Genomic DNA, 23108 nt, shown 5'->3' with positions numbered 1-23108 from the left:
TCGCTTGCCGCGGCGGGTCGCCTGCTGGAGACAATGTGTATCGCACGCACTGCCGTAAACGCCGGTCCGTTGTCCCTTTTCGCCGACCTTGGCGCCGCATTTGCGTTTTGAGCCTATTAATACTTTTGTTGTATCCCCGGGGGAATGAGGAAGAGATGTCGTACGTGGAAATGCCGGGCGCGAAGGTCCCCATCCGTATGTGGACGGACCCCGCGACGGTCGAGGACGTGGCGCTCCAGCAGCTCCGCAACGTCGCCACCCTGCCGTGGATCAAGGGTCTGGCGGTCATGCCGGACGTCCACTACGGCAAGGGCGCGACGGTCGGTTCCGTCATCGCCATGCGGGGGGCCGTGTGCCCCGCGGCGGTCGGTGTCGACATCGGCTGCGGGATGTCGGCGGTGAAGACGTCACTGACGGAGAACGACCTTCCCGGCGACCTGTCCCGGCTGCGGTCGAAGATCGAGCAGGCCATTCCGGTGGGGCGGGGGATGCATGAGGACCCCGTCGACCCGGGCCGGCTGCACGGGTTCGGGACCAGTGGGTGGGACGGCTTCTGGGGGCGGTTCGACGGAGTGGCCGATGCGGTCAAGTTCCGTCACGAGCGCGCCGAGAAGCAGATGGGAACGCTCGGATCCGGCAACCACTTCATCGAGGTGTGCACGGACTCGACCGGCGCCGTCTGGCTGATGCTCCACTCCGGTTCCCGGAACATCGGCAAGGAACTCGCCGAGCACCACATCGGCGTCGCCCAGAAGCTCCCGCACAACCAGGGCCTGGTCGACCGCGACCTCGCCGTGTTCGTGTCGGACACCCCGCAGATGGCGGCGTACCGCAACGACCTGTTCTGGGCGCAGGAGTACGCCAAGTACAACCGCACGATCATGATGGCGCTCCTGAAGGACGTGGTCCGCGGGGAGTTCAAGAAGGCGAAGCCGACCTTCGAGCCGGAGATCTCCTGCCACCACAACTATGTGAGCGAGGAGCGCTACGAGGGCATGGACATGCTCGTGACCCGCAAGGGCGCGATCCGCGCGGGCTCCGGCGAGTACGGCATCATCCCCGGCTCGATGGGCACGGGTTCGTACATCGTGAAGGGCCTCGGCAACGAGCTCTCCTTCAACTCCGCCTCGCACGGCGCCGGCCGGCGCATGAGCCGCAACGCGGCCAAGCGCCGCTTCTCCACCAAGGACCTCGAAGAGCAGACGCGGGGTGTGGAGTGCCGCAAGGACTCCGGCGTCGTCGACGAGATCCCCGGCGCCTACAAGCCGATCGAGCAGGTCATCGACCAGCAGCGGGACCTGGTGGAGGTCGTGGCGAAGCTGAAGCAGGTCGTGTGCGTGAAGGGCTGAGTCAGCTCAGCCGCTTCTCCAGCAGCGTCACCGCGTACGGGCTGCCCGAGCCGCCGTCCTTGGCTGCCTGTTCGCCGACAACCGTGTAGCCCGCCGCCTCGTAGTACGCGCGCAGGCGGGGGTTGCCGGCCAGGCAGTCCAGGCGGGCGTAGCGGCGGCCTTCCGCGGCGATCCGGGATTCCGCCTCGGCCAGCATCCGGCGGCCCGTGCCGGGTGGGGCCGTGTGCGGGGTCGTCATCAGGCGGTGGATGTAGCCGGCGTCCGGGGGGCGGGGGCCCCAGGCCGCCGGGTCGTCCCACCAGAGTTCCCAGGCGCCCGCCAGGTGGTCGCCGCTGTGTGCCAGCCAGACCTCGCCGTCCCTCATCCGGGCGCGGAAGTGGGCCTCGTCCTTCTCTCCCGGCTTCCACTGGTCGATTCCGCGGGCGAGTTGCCACAGCGCGGACGTGTCGCGCAGACGGGCCAGGGCGCGGGCGTCGACGGGGGTGGCCTTGCGGTGGGTGAGGGCGGGCCAGGTCGTCGGCGCCGGCTCCAGGAGGCGGGTGCGCAGGGTCACCGAGAGGGACTCCGCGTCCAGGCCCAGGGCCCCGCTCACGTATGCCTCGACCGAGCCGTACCGGGTGGAGAGGGCGGCCAGGAACAGGCGCATCACCGAGGCGGGGGCGTGGCCCCAGGCCGGCCAGGCGGGGGTGCGGCCGGCGTTCCTCGCCCGCCAGTCGGACAGGAGGGCCGGGGTGGCCAGTTCGGTGAGGCTGAAGTCCTCGACGATCACCGGCTCGGGGATGCCGAGGAGGGAGAGGACCAGGGCCGCCAGCTGGCCCGTGCGGTCCTTGCCGGAGGCGCAGTGGAAGACCAGGGCGGCATCCGACTCCACCGACTCAGCTATCAGTTCCAGGGCCCGGCGGATCTCCTTGGTGCCGTCCTTCGCGACCTCCATGTACCGCTCGGCCAGGTAGGGCCCGGGGTCGACGTCGGGGGTGAGGACCGCCTGGTCGTAGGGGCGGTGCTCGATGCTGAGGTTGTGGTACGCGAAGGAGGCGTGCACCGGGACACGGCCCCGCCGCTCCACCTCCCAGCCGTGGCGCAGGTCGATCACCGTGCCGATGCCCAGGGACAGGAAGCGGCCCCAGTCGGCGGTGCCCTCGCTCAGCCTGCCGAGCGCGTCGGCGCGGTAGAGGCGGCCGGGGCGGATGCGGTGGCGGCCGTCCGGGGTCGGATAGCCGCCCAGGTCACGGAAGTTGTGCAGGCTCTCGAAGGGTATGTGTCTGTCCACGCCCCGAGTCTGCCCGTCGCGTTCAGTGTCCGTGCCGTACCGCGTAGATCATGACGAACGCCACGATGTGGATGCCGAAGAGGAAGTACGCGAGGCCGTACCAGACCTTGCGCTCGTCCTTCGTCTCCTGCTCCAGGCGGCGCCTCTCCAGCGCCCTGTCCTCGTCCGTCCTGTCCTCCCTGTCCTCCGCGGGCATCACAGTTCCCGGTGGACCTTGGTGTTGGACGCCTGCGCGCGCGGGCGGAGCACCAGGAGGTCGACGTTGACGTGGCTGGGGCGGGTCACCGCCCAGGCGATCGTCTCGGCCACGTCCTCGGCGGTGAGGGGCTCGGCGACGCCCTCGTACACCTTGGCCGCCTTCTCCTGGTCGCCGCCGAAGCGGGTGAGGGCGAACTCGTCGGTGCGGACCATGCCGGGCGCGACCTCGATGACCCGGACGGGCTGTCCGACGATCTCCAGGCGCAGGGTCTCGGCGAGGACGTGCGCGCCGTGCTTGGCGGCGACATAGCCCGCGCCGCCCTCGTAGGTGCCGTGGCCGGCGGTGGAGGAGACGACCACGACCGTGCCGTCGCCGCTCGCCACCAGCCTGGGGAGCAGGGCCTGGGTGACGTTCAGGGTGCCGATGACGTTCGTCTCGTACATCGTGCGCCAGTCCGCCGGGTCGCCGGTGGCGACCGGGTCGGCGCCGAGCGCGCCGCCGGCGTTGTTGACCAGGACGCCGATGGTCTTGAAGGCCGTCGCGAACTCGTCGACCGCCGCGCGGTCGGTGACGTCGAGCTGGTACGCGGTGGCCGAGTGGCCGGCCGCGGTGAGCTCCTCGGCGAGCGCCTCGATGCGGTCCTTGCGGCGGGCGGTGAGGACGACGCGGTATCCGGCCGCGGCGAGCTGCCGGGCCGTGGCGGCGCCGATTCCGCTGCTCGCACCGGTGACGACGGCGATGCGGGAGGCGGCGGACGGGGCGGCGGTGGCCATGGGGCGACTCCTCGTGCGTACGGGCGATCGTTCCCGCCCAGGGTAGGCGACGGGCCCTGGGGCGCGGCCGGGTGTTCCGAGGGGCGGGTGGGGCTCAGCCGCCGCCGCGGGGCGCCCACATGATGACGGCCATCCCGGCCAGGCAGACCAGCGCGCCGGTGATGTCCCAGCGGTCGGGGCGGTAGCCGTCGGCGACCACGCCCCACAGGATCGAACCGGCGACGAAGATCCCGCCGTAGGCGGCGAGGACGCGGCCGAAGTGGGCGTCGGGCTGGAAGGTGGCGACGAAGCCGTAGGCGCCGAGGGCGAGCACGCCGCCGGCCGCCCACAGCCAGCCGCGGTGCTCGCGGACGCCCTGCCAGACCAGCCAGGCGCCGCCGATCTCCAGGACGGCGGCGACGGCGAAGAGCGCGGCGGAGCGCAGGACGAGCATGCGGGCAGCTTCGCACGGGCGGGACCGTGCCCGCGTCACCTGATGGACGGCGCCTGCCGCCCGCTCCCAGTGGCATACATCCCTCACGTGCTTCTAGTACTTCTATATGAGGAGTGGGTGCGATGCGGAGTATGCGAAGTCTCGCCGTGTGCGGGGCGGCCGGTCTGGCCGTGGTCGCGGGCGGTGGCGCGGCCCGGGCGGACGGTCCCGAGGCCGATCTGACCTATCACGGCTCCGCGCTCCTCACCGGTGACCAGGTCGAGGTGCGGCTCACCCCGCACGACGGCGGCCCGTCGGCGGTCGCGGACGCGAGTGTGCGGCTGCGCTGGTCGGTGCCGCTCGCGGAGCGGCAGCGGTTCCCGGCCGGGTGTGTGCGTACGGAGGACCGGGCGGTGGTGTGCGCGACGGGACCGCTGGCCGTGGGCGAGCCGGGACAGCCGCTCGCGCTCTCGGTGCGGCTGAAGGAGCGGCCGTCGGAGGTGACGCTGGAGATCGAGACGGCGTGGAACGGCGGCGCGGTGGACGCCGACAAGGCGAACGACCGGGCGCACGTGCTGGTGCTGGCCACCGGGGACACGTACGCGTTCTGAGCCGTGGCGCCCCGGGGCGGGCAGGGCTGCTGCGTCGTACGATCTCTGCACGGCGCAGACGAAAGGGGCTCGCATGTCCGGTAACGGTGACGGGGACGGCCGGTCGCGGCTGCTGGCGGAGCTGTCCACCGTCTCCCGCCGGTACATGGCCTCGTACGCCCTGTTCAACCAGGCCGTCGCCGACCACCTCGGCCTGCACCCCACCGACCTCCAGTGCCTGAACCTCCTCACCCTGGAGGAGGTCCCGGTGACGACCGGCCGCATCGCGGAGCTGACCGGGCTGACGACCGGGTCGGCGACGCGGCTGGTGGACCGGCTGGAGAAGGCCGGGTACGTCGTCCGGCAGCGGGACGCGGTGGACCGGCGGCGGGTGCTGGTGGCGACCGTGCCGGAGAAGGTCGCCGAGTTCGGGCGGATGTGGGACAGCCTCGGCGGCACCTGGGAGGCGCTCTTCGACGACCTGGACGACGCCGAACTCGCCGTGATCGTCCGGCATATGAGGCGGACGGTGGAGCTCAGCGGGGAGCAGATCGCCCGGCTCAGGGAAACCCCCTAGCTCTCCGGGTTCTCCGCGTCGTACCGCTCCCGCGCCGCCCGGACGTCGTCGAAGTGGGTCTCCGCCCAGTCCTTCACCGCGGTCAGCAGAAGGGCGAGGTTGCGGCCGAGCGGGGTGAGTTCGTAGTCGACGCGGACCGGGACGGACGGGGTGACGGTGCGGGAGAGGATGCCGTCGCGCTCCAGGGAGCGGAGTGTCTGGGTCAGCATCTTGGGGCTGACGCCGGCGATCCGGCGGCTGAGGTCGCTGTAGCGCTGGGGGCCGGTCGAGAGTGCGGCGACGACCAGGCTGACCCACTTGTCGCTGAGCCGGCCCAGGAGCTGGTTGGTGGGGCAGCTGCGCAGGAAGGCGTCGTACTCGATGCGGGCCTGTTCGCGTCGCTGTGCCGCCGTCGTGGTCGCCATGGCTCTCCTCCGGGTCACCTACGCACCTTCGGGTAACTACTTACCAATGGATAGTAGCTCTTCCTAGGGTTGTCGCAGCGGTCGGGAAACCGGCGCAAATGATGACGAACAACCCATTGGACGGGGAGAGTTGACATGCGTGCTGCTGTGGTGAAGACGTTCGGCGGGCCCGAGGCCGTGGAGATCGTGGAGGCCGAGGTGCCGGAGCCGGGCGCGCGGCAGGTGCGGATCAAGGTCGGGGCGAGCGCGCTGAACCCGGTGGACGCGGGGACGCGGTCCGGGGTCTTCGGCGGGGCCGGCCGGCAGATCGGGCTCGGCTGGGACATCGCCGGGACGGTGGACGCGGTGGGCGTGGCGACCGCGTGGCACGTGGGTGACGAGGTGATCGCCCTCGACTACGGCATGGCGGATCCGCTGGGCGCGCACGCCGAGTACGTCGTCGTGGACTCCGACGCGGTGGCCAAGGCACCCGCGACGGCGGACGTGGTGCACGCCGCCACCCTGCCGCTGAACGCGCTGACCGCCGCACAGGCCCTGGACCTGCTGGAGTTGACGCCGGGTCAGTCCCTGCTGGTGACGGGCGCGGCGGGCGCGGTCGGCGGGTACGCCGTCCAGCTCGCCGCCCACCAGGGCATCTCGGTGACCGCGCTGGCCCGCGAGGGCGACGAGGACCTCGTCCGCTCCTTCGGTGCCGCTCACTTCACGGCCGGGGGCATCGCGCCGGGGAGCTTCGACGCGGTGCTCGACGCGGCGGTGCTCGGCGAACCGGCCCTGGAGTGGGTGCGGGACGCGGGCGCGTACGCCGGTGTCATTCCGCAGGCCCAGCCCGCGCCGGTGCGCGGGGTGCGGACGACGGCCGTCGAGGTGTCCGCCGACGGCGCCCGGCTGGCCGAGCTGGCCCGGCTGGCGGACGAGGGCGTGCTGACCCTCCGGGTGGCCGAGACGTACAGCCTGGACGAGGCGGCCAAGGCCCACGCCCGGCTGGCGGAGGGCGGCGTGCGGGGCCGGCTGGTGATCGTCCCCTGAGGCTCTAGTGATGCTGCTCCCGGGGTGCCGTGCGCGGCAGGAGCGGTACGAGGGTGAAGCACAGGGCGACGGCCCCGGCGACCACGGTGAGGCTCACGTTCATGGCGTGGGCCTCACCGGCGTGTGCGGTGTGGAAGTACACGGTGGTCACGGCGGCGGCGCCGATCGCGCCCGCGACCTGCTGGACCGCGTTGAGTGCGCCGCTCGCGCTGCCCGCCTCCTCGGGGGCGATGTCGCCGATGGTCATGTCGTAGACCGTGCCGAAGCAGATGCCCATGCCGACGCCGGTCACCAGCAGCGGCGGGACCAGGGCCCAGGGGCCGGTGGTGCCGGTGGCGTCGAGGAGGAGCAGGTGGCCGCACCCGGCGAGGAGGATCAGGAGTCCGGCGGTGACCAGCCGGCGGCCGTAGGTGTGGATGAGCCGGTAGCAGGCGACGGAGGCGAGGACGATCCCGGCGGAGAGCGGGATCAGGCCGAGCGCCGTGCCCGCCGGTGAGCGGCCGAGGCCGCGCTGGAAGTAGAGGGAGACGGTGTAGAGGAGCCCTGCGACCGCGGCGAAGGCGACCACGCCGAGCACCAGGCCCGCGGTGAAGCCGCGGTTGTGCAGCAGGGACGGCCGGATCAGCGGGTGGGCGGCGGTGCGCTGGCGGTGGCAGAAGCCGGCGAACAGGGCGAGGCCGAGCAGCAGCAGGGCGACCGGGCGGGCGCCCCAGCCCCCGGCCGAGCCGTCGATGAGGCCGCCGAGCAGCGCCAGCAGGGCGGTGCCGAGCAGGGCCGAGCCGGGGGCGTCGATCCGGACGGCCGGGTCACCGGTGTCGCGGGGCAGCAGCCGGTGCGCGGCGAGCAGGGCGGCGCCGCCCAGCAGCAGGTTGATCAGGAACATCGGCCGCCAGCCGAGGCCGCCGAGGTCGGCGTCGATCAGGAACCCGGCGAGGGTCGGCCCGCCGGTCGCGGACAGCCCCATCACGGGGCCGAACATGCTGAACGCCTTGCCCATCTCCTCGCGGGGCCAGGTGGCGCCGAGGATCCCGAAGCCCTGCGGGACGACGAGCGCGCCGCAGGTCCCCTGGAGCAGGCGGGCGACCACGAGGAAGGCCGGGTTCGGGGCGAGTCCGCAGGCCACCGAGGCGGCGACGAACCCGGCGAGTCCGGCCAGGAACAGCCGTCGGCGCCCGTACTTGTCGCCGAGCCGTCCGCCGGGGACGAGCAGCACGCCGAGCGCGAGCGCGTAGGAGGCGCCGAGCCACTGGACGAGGCCGGGGCCGCCGCCGAGGTCGTGGGTGATGGTCGGGGCGGCGACGTTGGTGATGGTCGCGTCGAGCAGGTCGAGGACGTCGGCGGCGAGGACGACGCCGAGGATCGCCCAGCGGGTGCGGGCGGGGAGCGGCGACCGCTCGCGGGCAGGGGTATCTCCGTCGTGCAGTATCTGTGTCACGCAGGTAAATGTGCACCCAGGGATCAGGAAGGTCAAGCGGAATACCCGGACACTGGGGGCCGTTAGAGGGCTATAGTTGAACGGTCAACAACTTGGAGGTTGAGCGACCATGCAGTTCGGGATCTTCAGCGTCGGCGATGTCACTCCGGACCCGACCACGGGCCGTACGCCGAGCGAGCGCGAGCGCATCAAGGCCATGGTCGCCATCGCGCAGAAGGCCGAGGCGGTCGGCCTCGACGTCTTCGCGACCGGCGAGCACCACAACCCGCCGTTCGTCCCCTCGTCCCCGACCACGATGCTCGGCTACATAGCCGCGCGCACGCAGAAGCTGATCCTCTCCACCTCGACCACCCTCATCACCACCAATGACCCGGTGAAGATCGCCGAGGACTTCGCGATGCTCCAGCACCTCGCGGACGGCCGGGTGGACCTGATGATGGGCCGCGGCAACACCGGCCCGGTCTACCCCTGGTTCGGCCAGGACATCCGCCAGGGCATCAACCTCGCCATCGAGAACTACGCCCTGCTCCACCGCCTGTGGCGCGAGGACGTCGTCGACTGGGAGGGCAAGTTCCGCAGCCCGCTCCAGGGCTTCACCGCCACGCCCCGCCCGCTGGACGGCGTACCCCCGTTCGTCTGGCACGGCTCCATCCGCTCGCCCGAGATCGCCGAGCAGGCCGCCTACTACGGCGACGGCTTCTTCCACAACAACATCTTCTGGCCGGCCGACCACACCAAGCGGATGGTCGAGCTGTACCGCGCCCGGTACGCCCACTACGGCCACGGCACGCCCGAGCAGGCCATCGTCGGCCTCGGCGGCCAGGTGTTCATGCGGAAGAACTCGCAGGACGCGGTGCGCGAGTTCCGCCCGTACTTCGACGTCGCCCCGGTCTACGGCCACGGCCCGTCCCTGGAGGACTTCACCGACCAGACCCCGCTGACCGTCGGCTCCCCGCAGCAGGTGATCGAGAAGACCCTCGCCTTCCGCGAGTACGCCGGCGACTACCAGCGCCAGCTGTTCCTGGTGGACCACGCCGGGCTGCCGCTGAAGACGGTGCTGGAGCAGCTCGACATGCTGGGCGAGGAGGTCGTGCCGGTCCTGCGCAAGGAGTTCGCCGTCGGCCGCCCGGCGGACGTGCCGGACGCGCCGACCCACCAGTCCCTGCTCGCCGCCGCCACCAAGGAAGTTCCGGGAGAGGTGACCGTCGCATGAAGCTCGTAGTCGTCTCGGCGGGACTGAGCGTCCCGTCCTCCACCCGCCTGCTGGCCGACCGGCTGGCGGGCGCGACCGCCGGCCGGACCTCGGCGGAGGTCCAGGTGATCGAGTTGCGGGACCTCGCCGTGGAGATCGCGCACAACTTCACCAACGGCTTCCCGGGGCGGGCGCTGTCGGCCGCGCTGGACGCGGTCGCGGCGGCCGACGGCCTGATCGTCGTCACCCCCGTGTTCACCGCCTCCTACAGCGGACTGTTCAAGTCGTTCTTCGACGTGCTCGACCAGGAGGCGCTCGCGGGGAAGCCCGTACTGATCGCGGCGACCGGCGGCACGGCCCGGCACTCCCTCGTGCTGGAACACGCGCTGCGTCCCCTCTTCGCCTACCTCCGTGCCGTCGTCGTACCGACCGCTGTGTACGCGGCCTCGGAGGACTGGGGCGCGGAGGGGCTGGCCGAGCGGATCGATCGGGCCGCCGGGGAGCTGGGGGCGCTGATGACGGGGCTGTCGGGCTCCGGTCCCGTCAAGGCGAAGGCCAAGGCCAAGGACGACGAGCTGGAGGTCGTACCGTTCGCGGAGCAGCTGGCCGCGTTGCGGGGGTGAGCCGGGGCGGGGCTACGCCGTTCGGGGACGAGGCCGTTCAGGCCGAAGCGGGGGTCCGGGGGCGGCAGCCCCCGGCCACGGCGCCCGCTCCAGGTTGCCCCCGTGACGGTGAGAGCCAGGTAAAAAGGGTGATCGTAGCCCCACTCGCCCCCGCCGAACCGCCGGAGGCCTTGGCAGACTGGGGGACGTGCCCCAGACAGTGCTGCTCGCCGAAGACGACCGTGCCATCCGTCATGCCCTGGAGCGTGCCCTGAGCCTGGAGGGCTACGAGGTCACCGCGGTCGCCGACGGCGTCGAGGCGCTCGCGCAGGCGCACAGGACCCCGCCGGACGTCCTCGTCCTGGACGTCATGATGCCCGGCATCGACGGCCTGCAGGTCTGCCGGGTGCTGCGCGCCGAGGGCGACCGTACGCCGATCCTGATGCTCACCGCGCTGGTGGAGACCGCCGACCGCATCGCGGGCCTGGACGCGGGCGCCGACGACTACGTGGTCAAGCCGTTCGACGTCGAGGAGGTCTTCGCCCGCCTGCGTGCCCTGCTCCGCCGCACCAGCCCGGTCCCCGCGGCCACCACCGGCGGCAACGGGGCCGCCCCCGAGGTGAGCAAGGCCGACCCCCAGCTCCCCGACCGCCAGATAGGGGCCGCCGGGCTGCGCATGGACCTCCAGGCCCGCCGGGCCTGGCGTGCCGGGCGGGAACTGGAGCTGACCCGCACCGAGTTCGAGCTGCTGGAGCTGCTCGTCCGCAACGCCGGGATCGTCCTGGATCACTCCACCATCTACGACCGCATCTGGGGCTACGACTTCGGCCCCGGCTCCAAGAACCTCGCCGTCTACGTCGGCTACCTGCGCCGCAAGCTCGACGAGCCCGGCGCGCCGCAGCTGATCCACACCGTCCGGGGCGTGGGTTACGTGCTGCGGGAGGACTGAGTGCGCCGCCTCGGGCGGCTGCTGGCCCGGCGCCGGCCCAAGCTGGTGTCGCTGCGTACCACCTTCGCCGTGTCCTTCGCGGCCGTCACCGCCGCCGTCACGATCCTCGTCGGCATCCTCTCCTACGGCGCCGCCGCCCGCCTGGTCCGCGTCGACCAGCAGTCCGTGTTCACGGAGGTCGTGCAGGACGTGCAGGGCGAGGTCCGGCAGCACAGGATGGTGCCGGACGACTTCTCCTCCTCCCGCCCCGGCCACGACGTCGTCCGGCCGGCCCGCACCGACGTCCAGGTGCTCGGCGCCCGGGGGGAGATCGTCGACCACGGCAGCCCCGTACTGCCGGTGACCGCCCGCGACCGGGCCACCGCCCGCGCGGCGGCGGCCGGGAAGCTGGTCGAGTACAAGGACGTCCGGGTCGGCGAGGACCTCTTCCGCATCGCGACCGTCGCGCTCGGCGACGGGCGGGGGGCGGTGCAGGTGGCGCAGGAGTTCAGCGACACCGAGGATCTGCTGCGGGCGCTCCAGCAGCGGACCCTGGCGCTGATGGCCGCGGTCGTGGTCGCCGCCGGCCTGTTCGGCTGGTGGCTGGCCCGCCGTATCACCCGCCGCCTGGTGATCCTCACCTCGGCCGCCGAGGACGTCGCCCGCACCCGCCGGCTGGGCATCGAGGTGCCCGTCGCCGGATACGACGAGGTGGGCCGCCTGGGCCGCGCCTTCGACCGCATGCTGGGCCGTCTCGCCCAGTCGGAGGAGGACCAGCGCCGCCTGGTCCAGGACGCGGGCCACGAACTGCGTACGCCGCTGACCTCCCTGCGTACGAACATCTCGCTCCTTCGCCGTATCGACGAACTCCCGCCCGCCACCCGTGAGGATCTCGTCGCCGACCTCACCCAGGAGGCCCGCGAGCTGACCGACCTGGTGAACGAGCTCGTCGACCTGGCCGCCGGCCAGTCCGACACCGAGCCCCCGCAGCGGGTGGACCTCGCCGACATCGCCGAGGACGTGGTGGGCCTGGCCCGCCGCCGTACCGGCCGCGAGATCCTGCTGCGGACGAGCGGTGACACCACGACCGACGGCCGCCCCGGCATGCTCCAGCGCGCCCTCTCCAACCTGGTCGAGAACGCCGCCAAGTTCGACCGCGGCGGCAAGGCCCCCATCGAGGTCGACGTCACCGGCCCGGCGCGGCCCGGACCGGTCCGCGTCGAGGTCCTCGACCGCGGTCCCGGCATCGCCGACGGCGACCTGATCCGCATCTTCGACCGCTTCTACCGCGCCGCCGACGCCCGCTCCCTGCCCGGCTCCGGCCTGGGCCTGTCCATCGTGCGGGAGGTGGCCATGGCACACGGCGGGGCCCCGTTCGCCTTCCGGCGGGAGGGCGGCGGCTCGGTGATCGGGTTCACCGTGGGCGGTACGCGGGGCGGGGCCTGAGGGCCGTACCGCTTCGTCAGCAGGGGTGCTCGGCCGGCCGTCCCCCGGCGGGCAGCCGGCGCCGGCCGGGCAGTCCCGGCAACGCGGGCGCCGTGAGGAAGCCCTCCGCCCGGGCGCTCGCCAGACCGATGCGCGGGATGTCGCTGCTCTTGGCGAAGAGCAGGAAACGGGGCTCCCACACCGGCCGGTACTTGGCGTTGGCGCGGTAGAGGGACTCGATCTGCCACCAGCGGGAGAAGAAGGTGAGGACCGAGCGCCACAGGCGCAGGACGGGCCCGGCGCCGAGGCGGGAGCCGCGTTCGAAGACCGAGCGGAACATCGCGAAGTTCAGCGACACCCGTCGTACGCCCAATGCGTCGGCCCGCAGCAGGAGTTCCACGACCATGTACTCCATCAGCCCGTTCTCGCAGGCCCGGTCCCGGCGCATCAGGTCGAGGGAGAGGCCGTGCTCGCCCCAGGGCACGAAGCTCAGCAGGGCGCGCGGTTCCCCCTCACCGTCCCGGCATTCGAGCATCACGCAGCGGCCGTCGGCGGGGTCGCCGAGGCGGCCGAGGGCCATGGAGAAGCCGCGTTCGGTGGCGCCGTCGCGCCAGTGGTCGGCTCGGTCGACGAGCAGGGCCATCTCGTCGTCGGGGATGTCCTCGTGGCGGCGGACGCGGACGGTGTAGCCGGCGCGCCGCACCCGGTTGTGGGCCTGCCGGACCACGCGCATGGGCCGCCCCTCCAGCGTGAAGTCGGCCAGGTCCACGATCGCCTCGTCGCCCAGTTCCAGGGCGTCCAGGCCGTGCCGGGCGTAGACGGTGCCGGCCTCCTCGCTCGCCCCCATGACGGCGGGCGTCCAGGCGTGCCGGCGGGCCTCGGCGAGCCAGGCGTCGATGGCGCCGGGCCAGGCCTCGGGATCGCCGACGGGGTCGCCGGAGGCGAGGCTGACGCCACCGACGACGCGGTAGGTGACGGCGGCCTTGCCGCTGGGGGAGAAGATGACCGCCTTGTCGCGGCGCAGGGCGAAGTAGCCGAGGGAGTCGCGTTCGCCGTGCCCCGCGAGCAGGTCCCGCAGCCGCTGTTCGTCGTCCTCGCCGAGCAGGGCCTGGCCGCGCGGGGCGCGGAAGCAGGCGTACAGGACGAGGAGGAAGGTCGCGGCCATCAGCACGTTGATGATCACGTCGGCCCAGCGGGGCGCGTGCACGGCGCCGACCCGGTCCGCGAGCGGGCCGACGCTGATGCCGCGCAGCAGCGTGTACGCGATCTTGTCCGCCAGGCCGGCCCCGTGCACCTTGTTCGTGGCGTCCACGAGCAGCGTGCCGAGGGCGGCGCTGACCAGTGTGCCGCCGGCCCCGACGGCCAGGGCGAGCCGGGGGTTGGAGCGGTCGCCGATGGCGTCGAACTCCCGGCGGCCGAGCAGCAGCGCTGCCACGAACAGGCCGGTGAGCAGGGCGGAGATCCAGTTGAAGAGGTGCTGGCGGTAGGGGTCGCGGGTGAGCGCGAGGACGTACAGGCCGAGGAGGGAGCCGGCGAGCAGCAGGTTGAAGACCCAGGCGGCCCGTTTGCGGCGCCGCATGACCACGGCGAGGAAGAGCGCGAGCGCCGCCGAGATCAGGCCCGCGGTGGCCAGGTACGGCGTGAAGTACTCGCCCGCGTTGTGTTCGTGTACCTCCTGGCGGAACGGCAGCGAGACGACGGCGGCGGTGTTCAGCACGGCGAGCAGCCGCAGATACCAGACGGTGGCCGTGGCCGCCCGCGCCCGCAGGCGCGGGCCGGGGAGGGAGGGGCGGCGGCGCGGGGTGCGCCGGACGGGGTCCTCAGGCGGTCGCTTGGTCGACTGCTGTGCGGGCAGTGGGGACATGCCGGAAACCCTACAACTTGTAGGGTGGTGAGGGTGGATGGATGCCGTCCCGTGCCGCGCGTCAGGGCTACCCCGGACGATCCTCCGTACGCCGGGCGGCCGTCAACAGCCATGCCAGATTGCCCACCGCGGCCCCGGCCGCCACCACGGCGGCGATCACTCCGGCCGTGGCCAGCCCGTCGCCGAACAGGTGCGGCCGGCGGTCCAGGCTGTGCAGCCCGAACCCGCACAGCTCGTACACCCCGGCGGCGGCGATCGCCAGGCTCACCACGAGCACCACGACCGTCGGCGCCAGCGCCCGTACGGCCGGCGGCCCGCCCGGCTGCGATGGACACACGTCCCGCGTGTCGGCGTCCCCCATGCTTCCCCCGTCCTGCGCACCCTTGCGTATGAATCGAGCTCCGGTGAATCCCTGCCGGAGGCAGTTGGGAACCTACAATACGTAGGGTCCGTCCCGGGGGGCCGTGAACGGCGACGCTCGCTGTGGGCCGTTCGGGGGGACTTGGCCCACAGCCCGAGTCCCCTGCCGCCCTGCGGTGTTGAGAGTTGAAAGGTTGGTGGAATTTCAACGGCTCGGCCACGGAGGAACCATGGGGCTTCGTACGATCACAAGCGCAACGCTGGTGGCGCTGGCGGCGGGAGGCCTTGCATCGGCGGGAGCGTCTGGGATCGCGTTCGCGGGTGACGACGGCGCCCGGGCGATCGGTGGTTCATCCGCAGCAGACCTGTCCCAGCAGAACACCGCCCAGCAAAGCAGGCAGAACAACCACTGCGGCGACACCAACGCGACCGGAGCGGACATCCTCCTCGCCGAGGACCGGGACGACACCGGTTGCCTGTCGGCCGACGCCTCCTACAACGAGCACGCCATCACCAAGGGGGGCGGCGCCCGCGCCGAGGGCGGCAACAGCACCGGGAGCCTGAACCAGCAGAACACCGCGCAGAAGGGGCGACAGAACAACAACTGCGCCAACTCCAACGACACCGAGGTCGACGTGACCGGGGGCGAGGTGAGCGGTGAGTGCGTGAACGAGGACCACTCCCGCAACAAGCACACGATCACCAAGAGTGACGGTGCCCGCGTCGACGGCGGCTCCGGCTCCCTCGTGAGCCAGCAGAACACCGCGCAGGAGGGGCGGCAGAACAACAACTGCGCCGACTCCAACAGCATCGAGGTCGACGTGACCGGGGGCGAGGTGAGCGGTGAGTGCGTGAACGAGGACCACTCCCGCAACAAGCACACGGTCACCAAGGGCGGCGGTGCCCGTGTCGACGGCGGCTCCACCGACGGCGCCCTGAGGCAGCAGAACACCGCGCAGGAAGGCCGGCAGAACAACAACTGCGCCAACTCCGACAACGCTTCGGTTGCCGTGACCGAGGGCGAGGTGAGCGGTGCCTGCCTGAACACGGACCACTCGCGCAACAAGCACACGGTCACCAAGGGCGGCGGTGCCAGCGTCGACGGCGGCTCCGGCGGCAGCAACCTGAACCAGCAGAACACCGCGCAGGAAGGCCGGCAGAACAACAACTGCGCCGACCTCAACTTCTCCGACGTCGCCGTGGAGGGAGGCGAGCTGAGCGGTGAGTGCGTGAACACGGACCACTCGCGCAACAAGCACACGGTGACCAAGGGCGGCGGCGCCCGCGCCGAGGGCGGCAACAGCACCGGTCTCATCGCCAACCAGCAGAACACCGCGCAGGAGGGCCGGCAGAACAACAACTGCAGCGACCCCAACAACACCTTCATCCCCGTGGCGGGAGGCGAGGTGGAGGGGGCCTGTGTGAACGAGGACCACTCGCGCAACAAGCACACGGTCACCAAGGGGGGCGGCGCCCGCGCCGAGGGCGGCAGCAGCACCGGGGTCCTGAACCAGCAGAACACCGCGCAGGAGGGACGGCAGAACAACAACTGCGCCGATCCCGACTTCGCTGAGATCGGGTCGAACGGCGGCCAGGCGGAGAACCTGTGCACGACGGTCGACCACTCGAAGAATGTGAAGACTGTCGAGGTCAACGACGGCGCGCAGGCAGAGGGCGGCTCCAGCGCAGCAGGCCTGTTCCAGCAGAACACCGCTCAGTCCGGGCGGCAGAACAACAACTGCGGCAACCCCAACGGTGTGACGGTCACCGGCTCCGGCAGCCACCTGCAGACCCAGTGCGTCGCCGTGGACCGGTCCACCAACATCGGCTCCGTCTCCCGCTAGTGCTCTGACCGGAACGGTTTGCCGGAACGCTCGCGGCGTCCGGTGAATTTTTCCGGTCACAACACCAGGCGAGGGTGCCAAGTGCGGGGCCATGGGATTTCGGGCAGGCCGGTACATATCGGCGAGTCGAGCGTTTCCCTCAATGCATGAGGCGACAGCCGCCGATCGAGCAGAAGACCGAGGACGTATGGGACAGCGGGGACGGCACGCGGCAAGCGGTGCGGGGATGAACAAGATCTGCAAGGCGGCGGCCGTCGCGCTCGCCGCCGGTGTGCTGATCTCCGCGAACAGCCACGCAGCCGTCGCCGACATGCTCGAAGACCTCCCGTTGAGCGGGGAGGAGAACACCGACCAGGAAGGTCGGCAGAACCTGTCCTGTGGCAACTCCGCACGGTTGGTGCGGCTCAACGTGGCCCAGGACGCGCACCGGGAGAGTACGTGCGTCGATGACGGTGACCACGTGCGACGTGACGGTTCCCATGACGGCGGCGCCCGGGTCGCGGGCGGTACCACCGTCGGACCCCAGGTCAACACCGCCCAGACCGGCCGCCAGAACCTCTCCTGCGGGAACTCCGCCGACCTGCTCACCGTCAACGCGGTGGGCTCCATGAACTGGGACACCACCTGCGCCGCCACCGACCACGGCGGCCCCTCCGGCGCCGGCCGGGGGGACCGCGAGTACGGTGACGGCGCCCGCGCTCTGGGCGGTACGACGCTCGGGCCTCAGGTCAACACCGCGCAGGTCGGCAGTCAGAACCTCTCCTGCGGCAATTCCGACGACACCGTCACCGTGAACGTCGTCGGCACCATCCGCAAATCCGCCACCTGTACGGCCACCGACCGTGGCGGCCTTCCCCGCGGCGGCGATACCCGCGAACGTGCCGCCGCCGAAGCCGGCGATGCCATCGGCCCCGAGACGAACACCGCCCAAAGCGGCCGACAGAACCAGACATGCGGCAGTCCCGGCATGCTCGTCGACATCCCCCTCGGCGAAACCGAGCGCACGACTCGGTGCACCGCGCTTCGTAACCCCTGAAGCGTCTTGAACCCTCGCCGTCCGCCGCCAGTCCTCCTCCGTGGCCACCACCCTGCCGGGCGTCCCGGGGGGTGAGGTGCCCAACTGGTCGGCATCGCTGCCTTGGTGGCTGGGGTCGTCGGATCCGGCATGCCGCGGTGGCCTGGATCACACTCCTCGGGTTGAGTGTGGGCCCGGGGCGATTTCCGTACCCCCGCATGACGAACCACGTCCGGATGCGAGGATGAGGCGCCATGACAGCAGGGTGGTGTTCTCGCACGATACGGGCCGCGGTGTTCGCGGCCGTCTGCGTGCTGCTCGCCGCCCTGGGCCACGTCATGATGTCCGGAAGTCGTGTGCCCGCGTGGGCACTTGCCTCCGGGCTGGCCGCGACCGGTGTCGCGGGCTGGTGCCTGACGGGTCGTGAGCGCGGGCTGCCGCTGGTCGTGACGGTCGTGGTCGCCGCCCAGACGGCCCTGCACTCGGCGTTCTCGCTGGCGCAGTCGGCGTGTGCGGGAGTGGCCGGACCGGCGTCCGGAGGCATGGCCTCGATGGACATGGATGCCATGGGCGCCATGGGCGGCACGGGTTCCGCGGACCCCATGTCCATGGACTCCATGGACATGGGGCACATGGGCATGACCCACATGGACCACATGGGGCATCCCGCGGCCGGCTCCTCGTCGTTCGGCATGCTCGCCGCCCACCTGCTCGCCGCCGTGCTGTGCGGTCTGTGGCTGGCCTACGGAGAGAAGGCGGCCTTCCGCATCCTGCGGGCCGTGGCCGGATGGCTGGCGGCGCCGCTCCTGCTGCTGCTCGCCCTGCCCGTTCCCCCGGACCGGCCGCGCGCGCGTGTGCGCCGGCGCCGCTCGGAACGGGCGCCGCGTCTCCTTCTCGTCCACGCGATCACTTCTCGGGGTCCGCCTCAGGGGACCGCTGTCGCCTAAGACAGCCGATGCCCCGAGGCTGCCCCTGCGCGCCTCGGGCCACGGACGTACGCCCGCACAGGTGCCGTACGTCCGTCTCCCCATTCACCGGACCGCCCGCGCGTTCCCGCGCCCCGGTCCGGTCACGGATGAACCGAGAAGGACACCAGGTGATCACCTCTGTTCTGCCTGCCTCGCGCGATGAATGCACCGACGAGTCGGTGACCGCATGGGCGCTCGCCGCCCGGGGCGGTGACCCGGACGCGGTCGAGCACTTCGTACGCGCCCTGCACCGCGACGTCCAGCGCTATGTAGCCCACCTCTGCGCCGACCCCCAGGCCGTCGATGACCTCGCGCAGGACACGTTCCTGCGCGCGCTCGGCAGCCTGCACCGGTTCGAGGGCCGCTCGTCGGCCCGGGCGTGGCTGCTGTCCATCGCCCGCCGCGCGGTGATCGACAGCTACCGGTACGCCTCCGCGCGGCCCCGCCCGGCCGACGTGCCGGACTGGCAGCTGGCCGTCGAGTCGGCCCAGCCGCGGGACCTGCCGGGCTTCGACGACGGTGTCGTACTGCTGGACCTGCTGGCCGCGCTGCCGGACGAGCGCCGGGAGGCGTTCGTCCTCACCCAGCTGGTCGGACTGCCGTACGCGGAGGCGGCCGAGGTCAGTGACTGCCCGGTCGGCACGGTCCGCTCACGCGTCGCCCGGGCCCGGGCGACCCTGATGGATCTGCTCGACGAGGCTGACGAGCCCGCCCTGCAGGCGGCCTAGCCCGGCAGGAGGATGCCGGTGCCGAACGGAACCCTTCGGCACCGGCACCTCGCCGCCCCGTGCCGGGCGCGCCGAACAAACTCACTCCCGCTGTCGACGCGGACCTACCCCGAGGACGTCGAGCATGGCTCGGGTGGCCGGGCTGGGGTTGAACCGGCTCCACGCCAGATACTCGATGCGATGCGGTCCGTCGACCACCGGGACCAGCGCCAGTCCGGGGTCGGTGGCGGCCAGCGGCCGGATGAACGCCGACGGCAGCAGCGCGACGCCGAGTCCGCGCGCGATCAGCCGGGTGATCAGCTCGACCACACCCGCCTCGTACGCGACGTCGCGGACCAGACCCGCGGCGGCGAACGCCTGATCGGACTGGGCCCGGGCGGGTGTCCCGTTCACGAAGTCCACGAACGTCTCCTCGGCGATCTCCCGCAGCGTGACCCGGGGAACACCCGCGAGCCGGTGCCCGGTCGGCACCACCAGTACGTGCTCGTCGTGATCGAGGACGACGGTCTCCACGCCGGACGGCCGTTCTCCCTCCGGCAGGCCGAGGAAGGCGATGTCCAGATCGCCGTCGCGGATCGCCGCCGCCAGGTCGTCGCTGCGTCCGGAACGGAGGTGGACGCGGACGTCCGGGTGCTGGGCGCGGTACCGCTGCAGCAGCTCGGGTACGTCGACGGCGGCCGTGGTCACGATCACGCCGACGGCGAGCCGGCCGCGTACGACGCCGGTCGCGGCGGCGGCGTCGGCGACCGCGCGATCGGCAGCGGCCAGGCACTCGCGCGCTCCGGCGACGAACGCCGCTCCGGCGCTGGTCAGTTCGACGCGGCGGCTGGACCGGGCGAACAGCTTGACGCCGAGCTCTCGTTCCAGACCGGCGATCCGGTGACTGAGCGACGACTGCACCACGCGGCAGCGCTCCGCGGCGCGGGTGAAGTTGCGGGTTTCGGCGACGGCCACGACGTACCGCATCTGCTGGAGATCCACCCAAGCATCGTTCTCGTTCATGGCTGCGATGACAACCATGCTTTGGAATCATGAGGAGCTGCCGCCGAGACTTCAGCCCATGCATTCCTCGACCGAGCGCTCACCGGGCCCGCCGCGGACCTCGTCGGCAGGGCGGGTGGCAACCATCGCGCTGACCGCACTCGCCCCCGCGTCCTGGGGCACCACGTACGCCGTGACCACGCAGCTGTTGCCACCCGGGCATCCGCTGTTCGCCGGGCTGATGCGCGCCCTGCCCGCCGGGCTGCTCGCACTGGCGATCACCCGCGTCTTCCCGCGCGGGGACTGGTGGTGGAAGGCCACCGTCCTCGGCGTCCTCAACATCGGCGGCCTCCCCCTGCTGTTCCTGGCCGCCGAACGCCTCCCCGGCGGTGTCGCCGCCACCCTCGGCGCCGCCCAGCCGCTGCTGGTCGCCGGCTTGGCCGTCGCGGTGCTCCACGACCGGCCTACGGCCTGGCGCCTCGCCTGGGGCGTGATCGGCGTGATGGGCGTGGGACTCGTCGTGCTCGGTCCGCAGGCCCGGCTGGACGCCGTCGGGGTGCTCGCCGGCCTCGGCCATACGGCCACCATGGCCGGCGGGGTCGTCCTCACCAAGCGCTGGGGCCGTCCGGCGGGGGTCGGCCCACTGGCCCTGGCCGGCTGGCAACTGACGGTCGGCGGCCTGCTGCTGCTTCCGCTCACCCTCGCGGTGGAGGGGGTGCCGCGGCGGATCGACGCCGGAGCGGTCGGTGGCTACCTGTGGCTCGGCAGCATGGGTGGGCTGATCGCGTACACCCTGTGGTTCCGCGGGATCGGAAAGCTGCCGGTCGGCGCGTCCGCACCGCTGGTACTGCTGTCTCCGCTGGTCGCGACCGTCGTCGGCATCGTGCTGGGCGAGTCGCTGAGCCCGCTGCAGACCCTTGGTTTCGTCCTCGCCCTGGCCGCCTTGCTCGCGGCCCAGCTCAACAGCCCGAACCCGGTCGCCAGTGCAGCGCGCGGCCGTCGGGAAGCCCGTATCCGAGAAGACCACATACAGGGAGAACAGGCATGACCATCGCCGTACTCGGCGCCACCGGGATGGTCGGCGGCCGGGTGATCACCGAGGCCGGTGCGCGCGGACACCAGGTGCTCGCCCTGTCCCGGAAACCCGTCAGCGCTGACCCGAACGTGACACCGCTCGCGGTCGACGCGAACGACCCGACCGCCGTACGCGAGGCGCTGGCAGGCTCCGCCCAGCACAACGCCCTGGACGCCGTCGTGCTGACCGTGCGCCGCACCCCGGTCGACCAGGAGTTCCTGGTCGGCGCCACCCGTACGGTGCTGGACGTCGCCGCACAGCTCGGGCTGCGCGTCCTCGTGGTCGGCGGCGCCGGCGCGTTGCGCAGCCCCGACGACCCCGATCTGCGGGTCGCCGACAACCCCGCATATGTGCCCGCCGAGTTGAAGACCATCGCCGCCGCCGGGATCGCCCAGCTACGGACATGCCAGGCCCACACCGGCGCCGACTGGGTCTACCTGAGCCCCCCGGCCCTGCTCGAACCCGGCGTACGAACCGGCCGCTATCGACGAGGCACCGACACCTTGCTCACCGGCGCCGACGGCCGGTCCTGGATCAGCGCCGAGGACCTGGCCGTCGCCGTGGTCGACGAACTCGAAACCCCCGGCCCCGAACACCACATCACCGTCGTCCACCGCGAGAGCGGTGTCGGCCGCCAGAGCAGCGCCAAAACTGGATAGGCCATTCCGATTGCTAGACTGGCCCGCATGAACCCTGGCGCCCAGCACCCCGACGCCCCCGCCGCCCAGCCTCTGCGCAGCGACGCCGAGCGCAACCGGGAGCGGATCATCGCCGCCGCGCGCACGGTGTTCGGACGGGACGGGCTGGGCGCCTCCATGGCCTCCGTGGCCCGCGAGGCGGGTGTCGGGATCGCCACCATCTTCCGCCGCTTCCCCACCAAGGAGGAGCTGGTCGCAGCCGTCTTCTCCGACCGCATGGACGCCTACGCCGACGCGGTCGCCGCAGCCCTCGACGACCCCGACCCCTGGCACGGTTTCACCGGCTACATCGAGGCCGCCTGCGCGATGCAGGCCGCCGACCACGGCTTCGCCGACGTACTGACCATGACCTTCCCCACCGCCAAGGCCCTGGAGCGGCGCCGCAACGAGGCGTACGAGGCCATGGTCCGCCTCATCGACCGCGCCAAGGCCGCAGGCCGTCTGCGTGCGGACTTCGACCCCTCGGACCTGGTGCTGCTCCACATGGCCAACGCCGGCGTCGTCAACGCCTGCGGCGACGCCGCCCCCGACGCCTGGCGACGCGTCGTCGCCCTGATGATCCAGTCCTTCGAGGCCCCCGCCCGCGGCCCCCTCCCCGACCCGCCCGAGCACAGCGCCCTCTACCAGGCCATGCTCCGCGTCAGCCCGGCGGGCCCTGCGGCGGCGGAGCCGGGGAAGCGCGGGTGACCTCGGGTCACGGCCACACCAGGCAATAAGGCTGATGCCCCGCCTCATGCAACCGATGCGAGAAGTCCTGCCACTCATGCAGCAACTGGTACACGTTGAACGCATCCCGAGGCCCACCCCGGTCCGGCACCGTGGACCAGATGAACGCCGCCGCGCCCACCGCTTCCTCGCCGATTCCTCTGAGGGGGTCGACGACGGTCATCGGGAGTTTCACGACCGCGTAGTCGGGGTGCAGGACGACCAGTTCCAGGGGCGGGACCTTGTGCAGGGGGACGCCCTCGATGCCGGTGAGGACCATCGCGGCCATCGTCTCCGGCTTGATCTTGGTGAACATGCCGTTCATGCCGAGCTCGTCGCCGCCGAGCTCCTCGGGGCGCATCGAGATCGGGACGCGGGCCGCGGTCGCGCCGTCCGGCGCGCCGAAGTATTTGTACGTCACCCCCACCCGACCACCATTCCTGCTCTCCGCCCTCAACCGGTCCACTCGACGATCAATACGTCGGTCGAGCCCTTCCGGCTCACTCGGTACGCCCTGTGCCTGTCGCGCCTCGGTCGCTTCCTCCGCTTCGCGCCGGTGCCTTCCCCGCCGGGCACGTCGAGGACCCAGGTCATCAGTCCCCTCGCCCAGTCCGCCACCGCGATGCATATCTCCACCCGACTGCTTTTCTAGGACGCGTGGCCCCCGCCGCGCAACCCGATCATCGTG

Annotated in this window: 25 protein-coding genes; 15 read left to right on the top strand and 10 right to left on the bottom strand. The window is 71.9% G+C overall.

Annotated elements, in window-relative coordinates:
- Positions 1–155: 155 nt before the first annotated feature.
- Positions 156–1349, top strand: a complete 1194-nt coding sequence (locus ACZ7L0_RS34805) for an RtcB family protein (protein WP_471246539.1) — start codon at positions 156–158, stop codon at positions 1347–1349.
- A gap of 1 nt (position 1350) precedes the next feature.
- Here ACZ7L0_RS34805 and ACZ7L0_RS34800 read toward each other — a convergent pair whose 3' ends face one another.
- The 4 genes from ACZ7L0_RS34800 to ACZ7L0_RS34785 form a co-directional block, all read right to left on the bottom strand.
- Positions 1351–2619, bottom strand: coding sequence for a GNAT family N-acetyltransferase (locus tag ACZ7L0_RS34800; RefSeq protein ID WP_471246538.1), 1269 nt, complete (start codon positions 2617–2619; stop codon positions 1351–1353).
- Between the two features lie 22 nt (positions 2620–2641).
- Positions 2642–2815: a hypothetical protein gene (locus ACZ7L0_RS34795; protein WP_471246537.1), complete on the bottom strand. Its 174-nt coding sequence runs from the start codon at positions 2813–2815 to the stop codon at positions 2642–2644.
- On the bottom strand, positions 2815–3591 hold the full coding sequence (locus ACZ7L0_RS34790; protein ID WP_471246536.1) for an SDR family NAD(P)-dependent oxidoreductase: 777 nt from the start codon (positions 3589–3591) through the stop codon (positions 2815–2817). The genes ACZ7L0_RS34795 and ACZ7L0_RS34790 overlap by 1 nt, the downstream gene beginning before the upstream one ends.
- Before the next feature lie 94 nt (positions 3592–3685).
- On the bottom strand, positions 3686–4024 hold the full coding sequence (locus ACZ7L0_RS34785; RefSeq protein WP_471246535.1) for a YnfA family protein: 339 nt from the start codon (positions 4022–4024) through the stop codon (positions 3686–3688).
- Positions 4025–4146: 122 nt separating this feature from the next.
- Here ACZ7L0_RS34785 and ACZ7L0_RS34780 point away from each other — a divergent pair, with 122 nt between their 5' ends.
- Together ACZ7L0_RS34780 and ACZ7L0_RS34775 are read left to right on the top strand one after the other, a co-directional pair.
- Complete coding sequence (locus ACZ7L0_RS34780) at positions 4147–4614, top strand: hypothetical protein (RefSeq protein ID WP_471246534.1); 468 nt, start codon at positions 4147–4149, stop codon at positions 4612–4614.
- A 73-nt stretch (positions 4615–4687) separates the two neighbouring features.
- Positions 4688–5170, top strand: coding sequence for a MarR family winged helix-turn-helix transcriptional regulator (locus ACZ7L0_RS34775; RefSeq protein ID WP_471246533.1), 483 nt, complete (start codon positions 4688–4690; stop codon positions 5168–5170).
- Here ACZ7L0_RS34775 and ACZ7L0_RS34770 read toward each other — a convergent pair.
- Positions 5167–5574 carry a winged helix-turn-helix transcriptional regulator gene (locus ACZ7L0_RS34770; protein WP_471246532.1) on the bottom strand — a complete coding sequence of 136 codons (408 nt, stop codon included), beginning with the start codon at positions 5572–5574 and terminating at the stop codon, positions 5167–5169. The two genes, ACZ7L0_RS34775 and ACZ7L0_RS34770, sit on opposite strands and share 4 nt — an antisense overlap.
- Before the next feature lie 135 nt (positions 5575–5709).
- Between ACZ7L0_RS34770 and ACZ7L0_RS34765 the strand changes: the two genes are divergently transcribed.
- Positions 5710–6600, top strand: coding sequence for an NADP-dependent oxidoreductase (locus ACZ7L0_RS34765; protein WP_471246531.1), 891 nt, complete (start codon positions 5710–5712; stop codon positions 6598–6600).
- 4 nt (positions 6601–6604) lie between these two features.
- Here ACZ7L0_RS34765 and ACZ7L0_RS34760 read toward each other — a convergent pair whose 3' ends face one another.
- On the bottom strand, positions 6605–8035 hold the full coding sequence (locus ACZ7L0_RS34760) for an MFS transporter (RefSeq protein ID WP_471246530.1): 1431 nt from the start codon (positions 8033–8035) through the stop codon (positions 6605–6607).
- Between the two features lie 109 nt (positions 8036–8144).
- Here ACZ7L0_RS34760 and ACZ7L0_RS34755 point away from each other — a divergent pair, with 109 nt between their 5' ends.
- The 4 genes from ACZ7L0_RS34755 to ACZ7L0_RS34740 all read left to right on the top strand — a co-directional run bounded on the left by ACZ7L0_RS34755 (position 8145) and on the right by ACZ7L0_RS34740 (position 12203).
- Positions 8145–9248, top strand: a complete 1104-nt coding sequence (locus ACZ7L0_RS34755) for an LLM class flavin-dependent oxidoreductase (RefSeq protein WP_471246529.1) — start codon at positions 8145–8147, stop codon at positions 9246–9248.
- A complete protein-coding gene (locus ACZ7L0_RS34750; RefSeq protein WP_471246528.1) occupies positions 9245–9850 on the top strand; it encodes an FMN reductase in 606 nt (201 codons plus the stop codon). The genes ACZ7L0_RS34755 and ACZ7L0_RS34750 overlap by 4 nt, the downstream gene beginning before the upstream one ends.
- A gap of 199 nt (positions 9851–10049) precedes the next feature.
- A complete protein-coding gene (locus ACZ7L0_RS34745) occupies positions 10050–10778 on the top strand; it encodes a response regulator transcription factor (protein ID WP_471246569.1) in 729 nt (242 codons plus the stop codon).
- Positions 10779–12203 (top strand): sensor histidine kinase, encoded by a 1425-nt coding sequence (locus ACZ7L0_RS34740; RefSeq protein WP_471246527.1) that lies wholly within the window; start codon positions 10779–10781, stop codon positions 12201–12203. It begins immediately after the preceding gene.
- A 16-nt stretch (positions 12204–12219) separates the two neighbouring features.
- Here ACZ7L0_RS34740 and ACZ7L0_RS34735 read toward each other — a convergent pair whose 3' ends face one another.
- Positions 12220–14046, bottom strand: a complete 1827-nt coding sequence (locus ACZ7L0_RS34735; RefSeq protein WP_471246526.1) for a phosphatidylglycerol lysyltransferase domain-containing protein — start codon at positions 14044–14046, stop codon at positions 12220–12222.
- A gap of 67 nt (positions 14047–14113) precedes the next feature.
- The gene (locus ACZ7L0_RS34730; protein ID WP_471246525.1) at positions 14114–14407 is read right to left on the bottom strand and encodes a hypothetical protein; all 294 of its coding nucleotides are present in this window, start codon (positions 14405–14407) and stop codon (positions 14114–14116) included.
- 229 nt (positions 14408–14636) lie between these two features.
- Between ACZ7L0_RS34730 and ACZ7L0_RS34725 the strand changes: the two genes are divergently transcribed.
- The 4 genes from ACZ7L0_RS34725 (at position 14637) to ACZ7L0_RS34710 (ending at position 18961) form a co-directional block, all read left to right on the top strand.
- Positions 14637–16250, top strand: a complete 1614-nt coding sequence (locus ACZ7L0_RS34725; RefSeq protein ID WP_471246524.1) for a hypothetical protein — start codon at positions 14637–14639, stop codon at positions 16248–16250.
- 226 nt (positions 16251–16476) lie between these two features.
- On the top strand, positions 16477–17286 hold the full coding sequence (locus ACZ7L0_RS34720) for a hypothetical protein (protein ID WP_471246523.1): 810 nt from the start codon (positions 16477–16479) through the stop codon (positions 17284–17286).
- 233 nt (positions 17287–17519) lie between these two features.
- The gene (locus tag ACZ7L0_RS34715; protein WP_471246522.1) at positions 17520–18212 is read left to right on the top strand and encodes a hypothetical protein; all 693 of its coding nucleotides are present in this window, start codon (positions 17520–17522) and stop codon (positions 18210–18212) included.
- A 149-nt stretch (positions 18213–18361) separates the two neighbouring features.
- Positions 18362–18961 (top strand): sigma-70 family RNA polymerase sigma factor, encoded by a 600-nt coding sequence (locus ACZ7L0_RS34710; protein WP_471246521.1) that lies wholly within the window; start codon positions 18362–18364, stop codon positions 18959–18961.
- A gap of 81 nt (positions 18962–19042) precedes the next feature.
- Here ACZ7L0_RS34710 and ACZ7L0_RS34705 read toward each other — a convergent pair whose 3' ends face one another.
- The gene (locus ACZ7L0_RS34705; RefSeq protein WP_471246568.1) at positions 19043–19942 is read right to left on the bottom strand and encodes a LysR family transcriptional regulator; all 900 of its coding nucleotides are present in this window, start codon (positions 19940–19942) and stop codon (positions 19043–19045) included.
- Between the two features lie 79 nt (positions 19943–20021).
- On the opposite strand from ACZ7L0_RS34705, the gene ACZ7L0_RS34700 reads away from it, so the two are divergent.
- From ACZ7L0_RS34700 to ACZ7L0_RS34690, 3 genes are read left to right on the top strand one after another with little or no spacing between them, the layout of a single operon-like run.
- The gene (locus tag ACZ7L0_RS34700; protein WP_471246520.1) at positions 20022–20990 is read left to right on the top strand and encodes an EamA family transporter; all 969 of its coding nucleotides are present in this window, start codon (positions 20022–20024) and stop codon (positions 20988–20990) included.
- Entirely contained in the window at positions 20987–21676 is a 690-nt protein-coding gene (locus tag ACZ7L0_RS34695) for an NAD(P)-dependent oxidoreductase (protein ID WP_471246519.1), read from the top strand. The genes ACZ7L0_RS34700 and ACZ7L0_RS34695 overlap by 4 nt, the downstream gene beginning before the upstream one ends.
- A 27-nt stretch (positions 21677–21703) precedes the next feature.
- On the top strand, positions 21704–22402 hold the full coding sequence (locus ACZ7L0_RS34690; RefSeq protein ID WP_471246518.1) for a TetR/AcrR family transcriptional regulator: 699 nt from the start codon (positions 21704–21706) through the stop codon (positions 22400–22402).
- A gap of 7 nt (positions 22403–22409) precedes the next feature.
- Here the strand turns inward: ACZ7L0_RS34690 and ACZ7L0_RS34685 are convergent, their stop codons facing one another.
- Positions 22410–23048 carry a hypothetical protein gene (locus ACZ7L0_RS34685; protein WP_471246517.1) on the bottom strand — a complete coding sequence of 213 codons (639 nt, stop codon included), beginning with the start codon at positions 23046–23048 and terminating at the stop codon, positions 22410–22412.
- Positions 23049–23108 lie beyond the last annotated feature (60 nt).

Source organism: Streptomyces sp. NPDC039424, assembly GCF_055639495.1.
Note: the sequence above shows the minus strand (reverse complement) of the source record. Positions and strands in the feature narration are given on the sequence as shown.

What these genes read in the sequence shown, in the direction of transcription:
- ACZ7L0_RS34805 (WP_471246539.1), top strand. Translation starts at nt 156, where the DNA reads ATGTCGTACGTGGAAATGCCGGGCGCGAAGGTCCCCATCCGTATGTGG.
- ACZ7L0_RS34795 (WP_471246537.1), bottom strand. Translation starts at nt 2,815, where the DNA reads ATGCCCGCGGAGGACAGGGAGGACAGGACGGACGAGGACAGGGCGCTG.
- ACZ7L0_RS34790 (WP_471246536.1), bottom strand. Translation starts at nt 3,591, where the DNA reads ATGGCCACCGCCGCCCCGTCCGCCGCCTCCCGCATCGCCGTCGTCACC.
- ACZ7L0_RS34785 (WP_471246535.1), bottom strand. Translation starts at nt 4,024, where the DNA reads ATGCTCGTCCTGCGCTCCGCCGCGCTCTTCGCCGTCGCCGCCGTCCTG.
- ACZ7L0_RS34780 (WP_471246534.1), top strand. Translation starts at nt 4,147, where the DNA reads ATGCGGAGTATGCGAAGTCTCGCCGTGTGCGGGGCGGCCGGTCTGGCC.
- ACZ7L0_RS34775 (WP_471246533.1), top strand. Translation starts at nt 4,688, where the DNA reads ATGTCCGGTAACGGTGACGGGGACGGCCGGTCGCGGCTGCTGGCGGAG.
- ACZ7L0_RS34770 (WP_471246532.1), bottom strand. Translation starts at nt 5,574, where the DNA reads ATGGCGACCACGACGGCGGCACAGCGACGCGAACAGGCCCGCATCGAG.
- ACZ7L0_RS34765 (WP_471246531.1), top strand. Translation starts at nt 5,710, where the DNA reads ATGCGTGCTGCTGTGGTGAAGACGTTCGGCGGGCCCGAGGCCGTGGAG.
- ACZ7L0_RS34755 (WP_471246529.1), top strand. Translation starts at nt 8,145, where the DNA reads ATGCAGTTCGGGATCTTCAGCGTCGGCGATGTCACTCCGGACCCGACC.
- ACZ7L0_RS34750 (WP_471246528.1), top strand. Translation starts at nt 9,245, where the DNA reads ATGAAGCTCGTAGTCGTCTCGGCGGGACTGAGCGTCCCGTCCTCCACC.
- ACZ7L0_RS34735 (WP_471246526.1), bottom strand. Translation starts at nt 14,046, where the DNA reads ATGTCCCCACTGCCCGCACAGCAGTCGACCAAGCGACCGCCTGAGGAC.
- ACZ7L0_RS34730 (WP_471246525.1), bottom strand. Translation starts at nt 14,407, where the DNA reads ATGGGGGACGCCGACACGCGGGACGTGTGTCCATCGCAGCCGGGCGGG.
- ACZ7L0_RS34725 (WP_471246524.1), top strand. Translation starts at nt 14,637, where the DNA reads ATGGGGCTTCGTACGATCACAAGCGCAACGCTGGTGGCGCTGGCGGCG.
- ACZ7L0_RS34720 (WP_471246523.1), top strand. Translation starts at nt 16,477, where the DNA reads ATGAACAAGATCTGCAAGGCGGCGGCCGTCGCGCTCGCCGCCGGTGTG.
- ACZ7L0_RS34715 (WP_471246522.1), top strand. Translation starts at nt 17,520, where the DNA reads ATGACAGCAGGGTGGTGTTCTCGCACGATACGGGCCGCGGTGTTCGCG.
- ACZ7L0_RS34700 (WP_471246520.1), top strand. Translation starts at nt 20,022, where the DNA reads ATGCATTCCTCGACCGAGCGCTCACCGGGCCCGCCGCGGACCTCGTCG.
- ACZ7L0_RS34695 (WP_471246519.1), top strand. Translation starts at nt 20,987, where the DNA reads ATGACCATCGCCGTACTCGGCGCCACCGGGATGGTCGGCGGCCGGGTG.
- ACZ7L0_RS34690 (WP_471246518.1), top strand. Translation starts at nt 21,704, where the DNA reads ATGAACCCTGGCGCCCAGCACCCCGACGCCCCCGCCGCCCAGCCTCTG.
- ACZ7L0_RS34685 (WP_471246517.1), bottom strand. Translation starts at nt 23,048, where the DNA reads ATGCATCGCGGTGGCGGACTGGGCGAGGGGACTGATGACCTGGGTCCT.